This is a genomic window from Paenibacillus sp. strain BS8-2 (assembly GCF_054483835.1).
This window is the reverse complement of the sequence record NZ_CM137010.1, coordinates 1,959,596-1,974,181: the sequence shown is the minus strand read 5'-3', so window position 1 is coordinate 1,974,181 and position 14,586 is coordinate 1,959,596. Positions and strand designations below refer to the sequence as shown.

12 protein-coding genes and 1 pseudogene are annotated in these 14,586 nt (G+C 46.4%); 9 read left to right on the top strand and 4 right to left on the bottom strand.

Annotated features, from left to right (window positions below; all coding sequences use genetic code 11):
• Positions 1–6: 6 nt before the first annotated feature.
• From ACX1C1_RS08660 to ACX1C1_RS08650, 3 genes are all read right to left on the bottom strand, one after another.
• On the bottom strand, positions 7–861 hold the full coding sequence (locus ACX1C1_RS08660) for an ABC transporter ATP-binding protein (protein WP_458956694.1): 855 nt from the start codon (positions 859–861) through the stop codon (positions 7–9).
• 40 nt (positions 862–901) lie between these two features.
• Complete coding sequence (locus tag ACX1C1_RS08655; RefSeq protein WP_458956693.1) at positions 902–1,963, bottom strand: beta-glucanase/beta-glucan synthetase; 1,062 nt, start codon at positions 1,961–1,963, stop codon at positions 902–904.
• 127 nt (positions 1,964–2,090) lie between these two features.
• Positions 2,091–2,495: a hypothetical protein gene (locus ACX1C1_RS08650; RefSeq protein WP_458957637.1), complete on the bottom strand. Its 405-nt coding sequence runs from the start codon at positions 2,493–2,495 to the stop codon at positions 2,091–2,093.
• Positions 2,496–3,020: 525 nt separating this feature from the next.
• On the opposite strand from ACX1C1_RS08650, the gene ACX1C1_RS08645 reads away from it, so the two are divergent.
• From ACX1C1_RS08645 to ACX1C1_RS08635, 3 genes and pseudogenes are all read left to right on the top strand, one after another.
• Positions 3,021–4,139 carry an LCP family protein gene (locus tag ACX1C1_RS08645; protein WP_458956692.1) on the top strand — a complete coding sequence of 373 codons (1,119 nt, stop codon included), beginning with the start codon at positions 3,021–3,023 and terminating at the stop codon, positions 4,137–4,139.
• Positions 4,140–4,170: 31 nt separating this feature from the next.
• Complete coding sequence (locus ACX1C1_RS08640) at positions 4,171–4,803, top strand: winged helix-turn-helix domain-containing protein (protein WP_458956691.1); 633 nt, start codon at positions 4,171–4,173, stop codon at positions 4,801–4,803.
• A 339-nt stretch (positions 4,804–5,142) separates the two neighbouring features.
• A pseudogene (locus ACX1C1_RS08635) lies at positions 5,143–6,385 on the top strand (ISL3 family transposase).
• A gap of 251 nt (positions 6,386–6,636) precedes the next feature.
• Here ACX1C1_RS08635 and ACX1C1_RS08630 read toward each other — a convergent pair.
• The gene (locus ACX1C1_RS08630) at positions 6,637–6,921 is read right to left on the bottom strand and encodes a hypothetical protein (protein ID WP_458956690.1); all 285 of its coding nucleotides are present in this window, start codon (positions 6,919–6,921) and stop codon (positions 6,637–6,639) included.
• A 227-nt stretch (positions 6,922–7,148) separates the two neighbouring features.
• On the opposite strand from ACX1C1_RS08630, the gene ACX1C1_RS08625 reads away from it, so the two are divergent.
• From ACX1C1_RS08625 to ACX1C1_RS08600, 6 genes are all read left to right on the top strand, one after another.
• Positions 7,149–9,281: a multicopper oxidase family protein gene (locus ACX1C1_RS08625; protein WP_458956689.1), complete on the top strand. Its 2,133-nt coding sequence runs from the start codon at positions 7,149–7,151 to the stop codon at positions 9,279–9,281.
• Positions 9,282–9,352: 71 nt separating this feature from the next.
• On the top strand, positions 9,353–9,865 hold the full coding sequence (locus tag ACX1C1_RS08620; protein ID WP_458956688.1) for a hypothetical protein: 513 nt from the start codon (positions 9,353–9,355) through the stop codon (positions 9,863–9,865).
• Between the two features lie 23 nt (positions 9,866–9,888).
• The gene (locus ACX1C1_RS08615; RefSeq protein WP_458956687.1) at positions 9,889–10,374 is read left to right on the top strand and encodes a hypothetical protein; all 486 of its coding nucleotides are present in this window, start codon (positions 9,889–9,891) and stop codon (positions 10,372–10,374) included.
• 63 nt (positions 10,375–10,437) lie between these two features.
• The gene (locus tag ACX1C1_RS08610; RefSeq protein ID WP_458956686.1) at positions 10,438–12,756 is read left to right on the top strand and encodes an ATP-binding protein; all 2,319 of its coding nucleotides are present in this window, start codon (positions 10,438–10,440) and stop codon (positions 12,754–12,756) included.
• Positions 12,757–12,761: 5 nt separating this feature from the next.
• Positions 12,762–13,529, top strand: coding sequence for a futalosine hydrolase (locus ACX1C1_RS08605; RefSeq protein ID WP_458956685.1), 768 nt, complete (start codon positions 12,762–12,764; stop codon positions 13,527–13,529).
• A gap of 106 nt (positions 13,530–13,635) precedes the next feature.
• Positions 13,636–14,517: a 1,4-dihydroxy-6-naphthoate synthase gene (locus tag ACX1C1_RS08600; RefSeq protein ID WP_458956684.1), complete on the top strand. Its 882-nt coding sequence runs from the start codon at positions 13,636–13,638 to the stop codon at positions 14,515–14,517.
• The last annotated feature ends 69 nt before the right edge of the window (positions 14,518–14,586 follow it).

Genomic DNA, 14,586 nt, shown 5'->3' with positions numbered 1-14,586 from the left:
TCCTCCTTAAAAATAATGCAAAAATACATCTTCTAGGTTCGCTTGAACATTTACAGCGTTCACATCAGGTTTTTCTTCATGAATGACTCTTATGTGAATCTTTTCTTGATCCCGCATCATATTACTTATTTTAAACTGCTGTAACGATTTAATCGTTTTTTCGTTGGTTGCAGTAACCATCCACACCTTTTCTTTCAAACCGTCAATGAGGGATTGGGGCGAACCCTGTTTCATGAGTCTCCCTTCTTTTAACAAAAGGACCTGGTTCGCGATGTATTCAACATCAGAAACGATATGTGTAGCTAATAATACGATGCGATTTTCAGAAAATTGGGCTATTAAATTACGAAACCTGATCCTTTCTTGCGGATCAAGCCCAGCGGTCGGTTCGTCTAAAATTAGGATATTTGGATCATTGAGCATTGCTTGTACAATACCGACGCGCTGACGCATCCCTCCAGATAGAGCACCAATCTTTTTGTTGTAAGCATCACTCAGATTCACGATTTCCAATAATTCTTTTGCTCTTTTCTCTCCTTGATTTTTTGGAATATCCTTAAGAATGCACATATATCTTAGAAAATCTATCACTTCAAAATTTTTATAGAATTGCGGATATTGGGGCAAGTACCCAATATGGGATAGAAAGTGATTCCCCATTCTCTTGGTATCCATATCATTTATATAGACTTGACCATTATCGCTTTTCAAAATCCCCACAAAGATATTAATCAGCGTAGTTTTCCCCGCACCATTTGCTCCCAATAGTCCACATACACCGTTCTCTAGTTTTGCAGAAAAATCTTTTAAAGCATACTTTCCTTTATATCTCTTGGAAAGATTGTTAAACATCACTTCCATAAATAATTTCCTCTCTCTTAATAGGATTTATGAAATGCTCCTACTTATAAAGCAAGAGAGATGGCGTTTTGTTCATAAGGATTGCATCATTAGGGTAATCGTCCGCATTCAATGGTACAGAAACAATATAAAAGGTACTGAACTCTTCCAATTTATCTAAGTTAATTTCCGCTTTAACAGCTGACACATTCCCTTCTGTAATAACCGTTTCGAAGGAAGAGCTATTATTATTGGTAACTGCACTGTGGTTCATATAGAACGTATTTTTGTACCTGACACCTGGATGGCCGAACATATTAAAAGTCACATGAAGAACACCGCTTTTATCCACCCGGAAATTCTGATTGCCTACTTCATCATTAACAAACAACTCAGTAAACACACTTCTACTTAATGCAACTGCATCCAACCCCTTAGAGGAACTATGCCTCTCCAATAATTCTTTCGTGATCGGCTCTGTAGATACTTCTACCTTACTCAAAACTTCTTGATCAATAATCGGAGTGTAATCACTATACTCTGTATCTTGATTAAAGCTCAGAGATATTCCGGATTCTAAGGACCTATGGTATCCGCCATACGAGCTTGATTCTTTCATATCTGGTCTAAAGCTTGGATTGTATATACTCGATACACTTACGTGTAATATCTCTCCCTTTTTACCTGTTACAGGTGTAAATAAAAATTTAAATGTCGTTTCTTTATCATCCTCTATTAGATCAAAGATATGCATATATTCATATGGAGCGTCAGTTGTATCGATTTTGTAAGGCTGAGGGATTCCATCAACAAAAAGAAAGAAACCAACATTCTTTGCCTTCCCGGAAGCAGTGACGGAATAATCAATGCTTAATTCACCACCGTTGTACTCTAATGGTTTAACCTGACCTTTATCATCAAATTGGAGATTTATAAAACTATGGTTCATGCTACCCATTACTACCGTATTCTTTTCATCTGTTTCAAATGGATTATGATCTGTATCTGTCGCAATTTCAGAAGAGTTTTCTGCTTTCATAGATTGATTCGTAAGTGAGCAACCTGTTGCCAACGCAAATAAGACTATAATCACAAGTATTTGATATATCCCTAATTTTCTCACTCTACTATCCCCTCTTTTAAAGATAATCAAAACAATTTATACCCAAACAGAAAGAGCTATTTCAAACTCTGTCTGTTGGGTATATAAATTTTCTTAATTCTTTTTGTTGTTGAACGGTTGTTCCGGCTTAAAGAAGCGTGTAGGTGTAGACAGCTTTTGCGCTATATGTACTGCCACCTTGTACACCATGTGTTCCAAATGCTTGGTAAGACTGTGCGCCGAACAACGTCCAAAAATCAAACAGCGATGTCGCTCCTCGTGATGAAGGTACAGCAGTACCCGTACCTTCTGTAGCTCCGGTTTGGCTTTGCCATTCGACATTTCCTGTCAAGTAAGCATTATCATTATTCTGTGTTACGTTGGTAGTAAGATAAAAGTCACCAAGACTATAGTTCATCGAAATTGCGCCAGACAGTGTTCCGTATCCAGTAGCAGGTGTGCTAGAGTAAGCTGCAAATGCACCTGTAGCTACCATCGAAACAGAAATTGCAGCAACTGCCAAAGAACTGATGAGTTTTTTACCAAATTTCATTTTCACAAAACCACTCCTCGAATAATGTAATGTGAGTTTAAGAAAATAACCCTTAACATTTCACCACCTCTTTAAAAATCCCCCTAAACTCACTTCCAACTATATACAAAAATATCTTTTTTTGAAATAAACAAACCATAAACTTCCCATAAATGTTTTGTTAAATTTATTGTCCGGAAGTATTTGATGTTTAAGAATGTTTAGGTACTATGATTCACCTTTTAACTCTCTGATAGCAATCTACAGAACGCAGTTATCAATTGTTTAATTTCCGTTGAATATACCTGATTGGAGTGTCGAATTGATCATAAATTGCTTGATCGACAAGTGAAACATACTTACTAACTGGTTTAATTTTTTCCCAATTTAGGAATTTATCGAAATCCAAATTCGAAGGTTTGGATAAAACGAACCAGAAATGTTGAATTTCTATCTATATAATAAATTTGTAGATTTTTGTTACAAATCCCTCATATTATGTGATAGGATAATGTATGAATTCATAAGATTGGAGAGATAGAAATTATGGAACAACAAAAAAAGAGACGGAAAACGACGAGAACCAAGAAAAAGATGATTGTAAGAACATTTATAATCTTGTTGAGTGTTATTGTACTCTCGACAACCTTTATTATTTATCAGCTGAAATCGAACCTTGATGACATGATTTTACCTAGAACAGACAGCGCCATAGATCTTCCATCAGGAGATGGTAGCGAAATTGAACAAGAACAACCAGAAGCAAATGAAGATTTCTATGCTTTGGTGATTGGTTTGGATTATCGCGGAAATCATAATGCTTTTCTTACCGATTCAATGATGGTACTGCATATTATCCCTAAAGAATCAATGGTTAAAATGCTTTCGATACCTAGAGATCTGCTAGTCGAAAATTCTAGGGGGAATACGGTCAAAATTAACACCTTGTTTGGAGAAGGGTATTCACTCTATCGTGATAAAGCAGAAGACGATCCATCCATATTAACTGGAGATACAGTTCAATTGGGGACAATAAAATTAGATAAAGCCATACTAAGCGGATCGATGGCCAACACCCGTGATAAAATTCAAAGTTTATTAAAGATTGATATCGATCAAACGGTACTAGTCAATTTTAGTACTCTAACATCTTTGGTAGATGAAGTCGGTGGAATAGAAATAGATGTTAAAAGATCTATGAAGTACAGACCAACAAGTCTCTATTTAGAGCCAGGGTTGCAAGTATTAAACGGAGAGGATGCCTTAGGTTACGCTCGTTTCCGAGAGGATGATCGCGGACATCGATATTACGCTAGTGATTTCGAGCGAGGTCTACACCAACAGGAAGTTGTGAAAGCGTTAGTCGAAAAGATTCGATCTTGGGGAAATATGACAAAAGCTCATAACCTACTAGACATTGTATCGGACAACGTGAAGACAGATATTACTTACACGGATCTTTATGAGTTGATTACGAAATATTATGACAAATTTAATGGGGATTCCTTGAAATCGATTTCGTTTCCGGAGTTTTATTCTCCAGATGGAGATGTCATCATCCCTGACGAAGCACTCGAAAAATTACAAACAGCTTTTCGTACTACCGAGTATGTGGAAATTAGTGAATCTCGTGTAAATACTGATCATGAGGTCAAAATGAATTGATTCCAGTGAAATATAAGACATGGAGGTAAAAATGAATATATTATTACTCTCACATTGTATGGGCTCATCATTTAATATATTGTCAGAATTATTGCAAAGGAAAAATCATATTATCACAATTACCGATGAAAGTTGTTTACAACATATCTCTACAAAATTTATCGATCTCGTGTTATTGTATTATCCCAAGTTTGGAGAAAAGGAGTTAGGAATTAGCTTATTTATTCGCGAAAAGTGCCAAGCACCTATCCATATTATCAATAAATATTGCGATATCGTAAATGTATCGTTTTTAACTCAAAAAAATATTACCATAAATTCCGATCCTATCTCGTACCTAATGCAATTGATTCCTTTACATAAACCCAAGTCGGAAGAAGCACTCATTCATTTTAAATTAGATGCTCCCAGGCGAATTGTCATTATTAATAATCGAGAAATCGATTTAAGTCACAGGGAATTTGAAGTCTTACAGTTTTTATACACCTATAAAGGTGAAATCGTTGAACGTGTAGATTTGATTAATTCGATATGGGGCGGGATGTGCTCTGATGCCAACGTATATATCACGATTCAGAAATTACGAGACAAGATTGAAGATAATCCCAAGAAACCAAGTTTTATAACAACCAAAAGAGGCGGAGGTTACTTGTTGTCAATTTAAAACGAGTGACGATAAAGACGTTTAACCCTTACAAGCAAGTCCACCAAATCGATTATGCCCCAAATTCTTAGACAAGGTGCAGACTTAAATAACTGCGTATTGCTGACTTTAACGTTATGATGTATTTCAGCAGCTATCATGGCGATTACAAGCGATAAATTACTCTAACTCACTTCTGTCACAAATTTTCAGTTTGATCCTATAAGATATAGCATTTATAAATAAAGACTCAACCTCAAAATCAGTGCTTGACGAAATAATCCAAGGCTGAAAATGGAAAAACATCTGCTAATCCTGTATTGTTGTAAGTCCTACCCAACAACAAAAAGGAATAGACAGATGCAGACTCAGTATATCAATGAAATGCTCAACTTGCCAGAGCTAAAGATTCACCAAATTCTTTCCATCGATGCCGATGAACTTCATATAGAAGCTCAGCCACTAGACGACAAGCAATACTGCCCATGCTGTAGATCCGATCACAATGTCATCCGTAAAGGAAGCAATGACATGCGGACCGTCCGTCATCTTAGCGTATTTGAGAAGAAAACCTATCTGCACGTACCGTCTATTCGGATGTATTGTACACACTGCCGAGTCGGGTTTGTTTGGGCCTATGAATTCGTTGGATCCAAGCAGCGTTTCAGCAGGCTCTTTCTCTCCCATACCGTTGAACAGGCTCTTGGTTCCACGGCTGCGCATAGCGCCCGAATGCAACAAGCGCAGGCCAGTACCGTACAACGCATGCATAACGAGGCGGTTCCAGTGGAATGCGAGCAGATCTATGAGCGCGTGTGGGAAGAAGCGCAGGGAACGACAGATCTGGTTTTGGGTGTCGATGACTTTGCCATCAAGAAAGGTCATACGTATAACACCGGTATTCACAACCTCAAAGGCGAGTCGATACTGGATTTTGCTGCCGGGTCGAAAGCTAGAGGAATTGCGAACATATTCTCGGGAGCACCCGGGATTCCTGCTACTAAACCCCAAAGCGGTGGTTATGGATTTGGCAAAGGCTTATCACACCTGGATCAACGAGTGCTTTCCGAATGCGATCCGGATAGCGGATCGTTTTCATGTTCATGGCTATGTGATCGAAAGCGTGCAAGAAGTTCGGAAATCCGTTCAGCACGCGCTGTCGTCACGGGCTAAAGCGTATCTTAAAGCTAACCATCGGTTGCTGAATCCGCCAGCGGAATCACTTGGTGAAGAAAGCAGAAAACGATTGGAGACGCTGCTGAACTACTCTTCGATTCTTCGCAGCGTGTGGGAATGGAAAGAGACGTTCACGATCTGGTATGACTGCTCCTCTAGCTTTTCCGTTGCTGAACTGGGATTTGAGCGTTGGTGTGAGCAAGGCGATCGAATCGATCATGACGCCGTGCGAAGCACTCTCAAAACGATGCGCAATTGGAAAGAGGAAATTGTGAACTACCATAAATGCCGTTGGACGAATGCGACCGTTGAAGGCCGCCATAATCGTATTAAAGCCTTCCAACGCCGCCACTATTTCACGAGGAATCGTAGTCGCTATGAAGCAGGTATTCTCATTAAATGTAACCGACATCGGATGTCGGGTTAATAGTCAAGCACTGATTTCGGTTTTGAGCCGCTTTTTTTTGCCTCATTGTCCAGCAATAGAGACTCCCACTATACAATTCGATTGTCCGGCTGACTCCCAAACCAAAAACCGCCTCTGCAGCCGTTTCATACCGGCGCCGAGGCGGCACTTATTTATAGTTATAAACTTCTGAAACGAAGTACTTGTACATCTTCAAGGACTGCCATCTGGCATTCGACCAGATTCGAGCAGTCTGTCGTATTGCGGCGGTACTACTCTTCTGACTCGGAAGCCTCTTCAGCCTCTTCATCCGAAGATGCAGCCGCTTCTTCAGCTTCCTCTTCCAGCTCGGCTTCTGCCGCTTCAGCCTCTTCGGCTTCGGCTTCGTCCTCCGCAGCTTCCTCAGCGGCAGCATCCTCCTCTACAGCTTCTTCAGCTGCAGCTTCCTCTGCTTCTACCGCTTCAGCTTCAACTGCGGACTCCTCAGCTGCTGCTTCTTCCTCGATAAGTTCCACGATTTCTTCATTTCCTTGAACCACGTCTTGATCTTGGCTCATGTATATCACCTCCCACTTGTTAGTATCTTAATTGTAGCGCTTTCATAGAATGAGACAAGGGGTGTAAAATGTCGGATAATAAGAAGTTTTCGCCTTCTTTCGACGTTCCGCCTCCCCCCCGACCTGGGTCTAGGTATAGATTAAGACTACCGCCCGTTCAAACCACACGCTTACGCAGTTAGGATGGTTATAGTGAAAGTGTGTGAAAAAACGGGGGGCTTATCGCCATGTTTAGTTTGTTAGTTAACACAGGGCAAGCAGCAGTCGTGCTGCTTCTTATCGCGAGTTTGATTACCGCGAACCAATCCTCAAAGCTGATCTTCAGTCATAATGAAGCCATCTTGTATCAAAAGACGCGCAAGCTGATCAAATGGAGCTGGATTATCATTGCTCTAGCCCTGCTATCGATCACAGCGGATGCCATGCTGGCCGCTACGTTCCAGCCGATATTCTGGATGGATCGATTGCTGCTCAGAACTCCATTACTCCTGTTGACGACACTGTCGATACCGCTCGTTGCATTGCCGCGCATCTATAGACTGTTGCAACGGACGCGGGCGAAGTCTGAACAAGAGCTAGACGTTGCGCGAAGACGTCAAGCTACGGAGACCGGACTTATCATGCCGTTTAAGCTGACCGCGCTCAGCACTGCCGGCGCTCTCTACTTCTTGCTTAACCCGCCACTTCCGTTCCTTTGGTTCGAGGTATTGGTTCCGATCACGATCCTTGTCTTCGTCGGCGGTTTGCTCTGGATGCATCAAACAAGCCGTAACCAGATCGCGGCGGCCTCGGTGGAATCTACGATTTACCGCCCATGGAAACGCAGACTACGCATCAGCGTCTCCACGCTAGTCGCAGTAGCGGTGATGAGCCTGCCACTGCTAATCGCGGCTGACGCCAGCCGCTTGCCAGATCGTATGTCGATGATGACGGGGACGGCTGATTTCGGCTACCATACGACTACTGGACTCCAATCCGCGTCATTCATGAACCAATTGTTCCACGCCGATCACGAGTCACACAGTAACGAAACCTTAAGCAGACCGCATACCTCCATCACCACCCTCTCCGGTCCTACGGAGGGTAAAGCAGACCGCGTCTTCGAGCTTACCGCCAAGCAAGCCGAAATAAAACTGGAATCCGGCAAGGTCATCAAAGCTTGGACCTATAACGGCCAAATCCCGGGACCCGAGCTTCGGATGAAGCTGGGCGAGCTCATCGAAGTTCGGCTAACCAATTTGGATATCGAGGACGGGGTAACCATCCATTGGCACGGACTCGATGTTCCGAACGCAGAGGACGGCGTCGCCGGCGCCACACAAGACGCCGTGATGCCCGGTGAGTCGCATATCTACCGCTTCATTGCGGATCAGACCGGCACGTACTGGTACCACTCGCACCAGCATTCCAAGGAAGCAGTCGAAAAGGGATTGTTCGGCATGCTGATCGTGGATGCTCCGTCGTCAGCCAGCGAGCTCATGGAGGACATCACCGTTGCAACGCATGTATGGGACGGCGTTGGTTTCGCCATCGGGACAAATACGTCGCTTCAGCGCAAAACTATTCAGCCAGGCACACCAGTCAAGCTGCGACTGCTGAATACGGACAACTGGACACGCAAGGTCCATCATATAACCGGGACTCCTTTCAAAGTGACGGCCATCGACGGCATTGATCTGAACGAGCCGGACCAGTTAAACGGTACTGCCTTATATCTGACAACTGGTGCGCGGTACGATGTCGAATTTATTATGCCGGATACGCCCGTTTATATCAGCGTCAACCAGAGCAAGAAGCTTGGCATCCTCTTGACGCCAGATGATCAAGCCGACTATAGCGTGCCCGCGATCGACGAATCTGGCGGCACATTTGACCCGACGCATTACGGCAAGCCTGCCGAGACGCCCTTCGGACCGGACAGCAAGTTCGATCGCGAGTTCACGATGCTGCTCGATAACGGCCTTGCCTTCTATAACGGCTTGCCAGGTTTGTATGATACAATTAATGGGAATGTATTCCCTGATACCCCGATGTTTGTCGTCAAGGAAGGGGAGCTTGTGAAAACAACGATCATAAACCGCGGCGCCGTGGATCATCCCATGCATCTGCATGGGCATCATATGCTTGTCCTAAGCCGGAACGGCGAACGGGTCAGCGGCAGCCCTTGGTGGTCAGATACGCTCGACGTCCTCCCCGGCGAGGTATATGAGGTGGCTTTCTTGGCCGACAATCCTGGCCTCTGGATGGACCATTGCCACAATCTCCAGCATGCGGCGGCTGGCATGACGATGCATCTGATGTACGACGGCTTCACATCGCCTTTCGAAATCGGCGAGGAAGCGGATAATCATCCCGAATAAGCGGCTTTCATCTTGAATCATTGGATTCCTATAATCAGTTGTATATACTAATAGAACGGAGTGTATAAACCATGAATATGAAAAGCGTCAAAACAATCGGAGGCACCGTCATCCTGCTGCTAGGTGTCCTGCTGCTCATGAATCAAGGAGAAACATTCGGACCCGGCACCATCTTCGCTTACTTCTGGCCGTCCCTGTTCGTCATGCCGCTCGGCTTGTTCTTCCACTGGCTGTACTTCGGCGTTACCGGCCGTAAAGGAATCGGATTGTTAATTCCCGGCGGTGTGCTGATCACGGCAGGCATCGTATGTCAGATCGCCATGTTGTTCGGCAATTGGGCGTATATGTGGCCCGGCTTTATCCTAGCGCCTGCCGTTGGTTTGCTGGAGTTCTATTGGTTCGGCAACCGCAACAAATGGCTGCTCATTCCCATCAACATACTAACCGTGCTGTCGGTGCTGTTCTTCGCAGTATTTTCGTTCGGCGCCCTCTTCAACGAATTACTCAAGGGCCAACCCTATTTCGCGATCCTGCTCATCCTGGGCGGCGCCGCTCTGCTGACGCTGCGCAAGAAAGCCGACTAAGCGCTCACATCCAAGGAGGCAACATGTTAACCTTTCAGCAAAAAATCGATATCATAACGTCCTTTCCTGAACTTCAGCGAAAGGACGTTTCGCTTGGGCGCGTCAACTTCCATTACGAGGACAGCGTCCACGACAAGAAGACGGTCGTGTACCACTTGCATCCGAATGGCAACGGCTATGTCTATGCCGCCCTGCTTGGAGATGTGCCCGTAGATCCCAAAGGACTCGCCAATATTCGCGATTGCTCCGAGGAGGAGCTCCGTTCGCTTGTAGCTCGTGCCATTGCCTCTCTCTCCGGTGAAGACGAGGAAGCGGCGGAGTCTGATCGCCCTAGCCGCAAGCCTCTGCCGATTACGGAAATCTGGCTTAGCCCCGGCGGAGAAGCCTACACCTTGCTCTTCGACGAGGAAATGTGGTATTTGTATGCCGGAGAGCATATTGATATGGCTTTCGAATCGTACAAAGAAGCATTGGAATATTTGGCAGATGAGGAGTTTCGTCGCAACTAAAGGAATTTGGTCCCTCCGCGTCTAATTGTACTTAGTACAACTTAGAATGCGGGAGGGACATCCGTGTCCATTAAATCCAAGTTATCGCTCTCTATATCCGGAATTGTAACCATTATCCTCATCTTGAATATCGGTTTTTCTTATTATACGTCCAGGCTGCTGCAGACAACCGCGCTGGAGAATCAGATGCGCAGCATTGCGGAGCAGCTCGTCGTATCGGCCGACAATCAGGAGAAAGTGAAAGCCCAATTCGAAGTGGAGCTTGCACATAAACTCCGTTATGCAGCCATCGCCGTACAGATGAAGCTCGACCCCGATATTGCAAACGTTTCAAATTTGGACTTGATCAACCTCAGCAAGGAGCTGGAGCTGCACGACATTACGTTATGGCAGCGCATTGACGGAGAGATCGTATCCGTTCGTTCTTCGAACCCCAAAGAACGAAACCTTAACTCGACATCATGGGATTATTGGAATACGGCCTTCGGCCAACTGCTCGATCGGGAGCCGGTAACGGTCAAGAAGGGCTTCGCGTCCACAAACTTTTACTCCGGACCCATTAATTTCGCCGTTTCTAATCCGAATGAAATCAATAAGTGGGGATATTATTACGATGGTTCCACCAATTATATGATTAATACGATTATTAACGTTCAGAAAGATGGTATTTTTGATATGCTCGACAGCACCACTAAGCTTGTCGACCAGCTCATGGCATATGACAGCAGCTTGCTTGAGATTACCGGATTTGATCCCGAATTTTTTGGTCAGAAAAAAATCATCAAGATGAAAGATGGTATACCCGTCTATAATCTGGACGTCCGGGATATTAAGTTCGGCAATTACAATTACAGCAACATGTCAGGCGAGGATGCCGTCCACATTCAGAATGCGATTAAGCAGAACAAGGTTATTACCGACAAATTTGAGGCAAACGGCAAGAAGGTCGTTCGCAGCTTTTTCCCGATCACAACGAATGGATCGCCCTACGTTATCGGCGTAGCGTTCGATGAACATCAGCTCATGCAGCCCATCAGGCAGCAATTGATCGTTCATTCGATCATTTCGATTGGACTTGTCTTATTGGCCACGGTCGCAAGCTACTTTATCTCCGGTTACATGCTGCGTTCGCTGCATGCAATCATGCGTAAGGTTAACGCCATCGCATCAGGCAATTTTAACGATAGCATTACGATCCGCAAGAAGGATGAGATCGGATTGCTTGCAGCCAGAGTGAACACCATGGGCGCCAATATGCTCAAATATACGAATCAGTTGCGTGATGCAGCGACAGAGCTGCAGAGCACCAAGCAGTACCTAGAGTCGTTTGTTAACAATACATCCGACGCCATACACGTAGTCGACTTAGAATATCGAATCATGCAAGTGAATAATGCCTTCGAGAAGATGTATGGCTGGAAGAGCGAAGAAGTATTAGGCAAGCCGTCCCCAAGCATTCCCGAGGAATACTTGGAAGAACAACATCTGATGATAGATAAAGTGTTAAAGGGCGGCTCCGTCTCGGACTACGAAACCTTGAACCTTACGAAACGCGGGGAACGGATTGATGTAAGCCGAACGATATCTGCCATTCGCGATGAGTCGGATCAAATCGTCGCCATCGCCTCTATAACGCGTAACATTACGTCACGGAAACAAGCCGAAGAGATCCTGCGGCGATCCGAGAAGCTATCCGTCATCGGTCAGCTGGCCGCTGGCGTCGCTCACGAAGTACGTAATCCGTTAACCACGCTGCGCGGTTTCGTGCAGCTGCATAAGCAGACAGGCTCCTTATCGGCATCTCATCTCGATCTTATGTTATCCGAGCTCGACCATATCAACATGATTGTCAGCGAGTTCCTTGTTCTCGCCAAACCTCAAGCCAATCGTTACGCTCGTGTCGAGATTATGCCGATTATCAGCGATATCGTCATGATTATGGATTCGGAAGCAAGATTGCATCAGGTGAACTTATCCTATGCTGCAACCGAGAATTTGCCAGATATCATAGGTATCGGCAGTCAAATTAAGCAAGTGTTGATTAATTTAATCAAGAATGGCATCGAAGCAATGCCAACCGGCGGCGATCTTGACATCCGTGTCACAAAGTCGGAGACCGAGGAAATCGTCATTCAAGTGATTGACCACGGGACTGGCATTTCCGAAGCGGACATGATCCGACTGGGCGAGCCCTTCTTCACGAATAAGAATCAGGGCAATGGCCTTGGTCTGATGGTCTGCCAACAAATCATCGACAATCATAAAGGCCGCATTACCTTCCGTAGTACGCTGGGACAAGGCACCTGTGTCGAAGTCCGGCTTCCTGCCGCAGGCAGCGGTCCCATGGTCAGCGGATTCCTTGCAAGCGGCGAAGGAGCTTAACTGAAATGAGAATATTAGTTGTAACCGCCGTCGATGCCGAGCGCGATGCTGTGCTGCGCGGCATCCAAAGTGGCGAGATCCTGAAAGCTGATAGCGGCATGTCCATCCAAGAGGAGTCATTCGCTGGGGATGGAGCCGCAGTTGTCGGCAGATGTAATACTCGCTTCGAAGTCATCGCCGCAGGCGTAGGGCCTGCGTATGCAGCAGCTAGCACCGCCGCAGCGCTCTCTCGCGGCGATTACGACCTTGTCATCAGCGCGGGGATCGGCGGCGGCTTCCTGGGTGTCGCCGACATTGGCTCGCTCGTCGTTGCCGATGCTATTGTCGCCGCCGATCTCGGAGCGGAGACGCAGGATGGGCAGCTTTCCCTAGACGAACTAGGCTTCGGCACCTCCAGAGCGCCTGTCGACTCCTCGTGGAGCCACGAGATAGTTGACTTGTTATCGTCTGCCGGGCTCGATACGAAACTTGGATCGATCCTTACGGTTTCTCTAGCTACAGGACGAGCTGAGACGGCGGAGCTGAGGCAGCGACATGTGCCAGGCGCTGCCGCCGAAGGTATGGAAGGCTACGGCGTTGCTATCGCCGCAGCCCAGTTAGGCGTCGCCTGCACGGAGCTGCGCGCGATCTCCAACGCCGTTGGTCCACGCGACCGTGCGTCTTGGCGAATCGGCGACGCTTTGCGAGCGCTTGAGAGCGCCTTTCACGCGATTGCCGTCAAGTGCAACGATGCAGACTTCACCTGTGAAACCCGTGAAGGGATTCAATCCTAATGCCCAAATGAATTGCCGGCTATCCTTAGGTAGCATGGCACGTTATAAGCCCCTGTCGCTAACCGCGCAGGGGCCTTACTTCTAGCTCGAAAGGAGCGTATACGCTATGAATATCGCTTACTCACCATGTCCCAATGACACGTTTATCTTCCATGCCTGGGCGCACGGTCTCGTGCCGGGAGCTCCAGCGCTGAATGTCACCTATGCCGATATCGATATTACCAACCACCTTGCTGCGCGTCAGGAAGGTCCGGAGGTGATGAAAATCTCTTTTGCCGCCTTGCCATACGTGCTTGAGCATTATCAATTGATCCCTTGCGGCGGCGCGTTAGGACGCGGCTGCGGTCCGCTTGTGCTGACAAGGCCGGCTGAGCATAGCTCGGACAATGCCGACCTCGCGAGCGGCTCATTCCGCGGCGACGAGCTTGCAGGCAAAGTTGTCGCTGTGCCGAGCGACCGTTCAACGGCTTATATGCTGTTCCGCCTGTGGGCTGAGCAGCAAGTGAATGGCGGGATCGGCGAGATTGTTGTCATGCCGTTCCATGAAATCATGCCCGCAGTACGCGACGGCCGCGTTGATGCTGGGCTTGTCATCCACGAAGCTCGATTTACTTATGGCGACTACGGACTACGCATGCTTGTCGATCTCGGGAGCTGGTGGGAGTTCGACACAGGTCTTCCCATCCCGCTTGGTGCGATTATCGCACGTAAGGGGCTTAATGTAGAGGAGATCGCCGGCTGGATCCGCAGCTCTCTCGACTACGCCTGGAGCCATCCCGAAGCTTCTCGCGACTACGTTATGTCGCATGCGCAAGAGCTCTCGCCTCAGGTAGCCAAGTCGCATATCGATTTGTACGTTAACGACTTTAGCCGCGATCTGGGCGAAGCCGGCTATGCAGCAATCGAATCGCTGCTCGGACGCGCCGCGAAGCAAGGACTCGTGCCGGAGTTCGACTTAGGTTTGTTGCGGGATGGAAACTGCGATTGAACCCTTGATTCACAGATGTTACAAACAACGGCGGGCGTCCATAAGACTTTATCAGTCTTGGACGTCCGC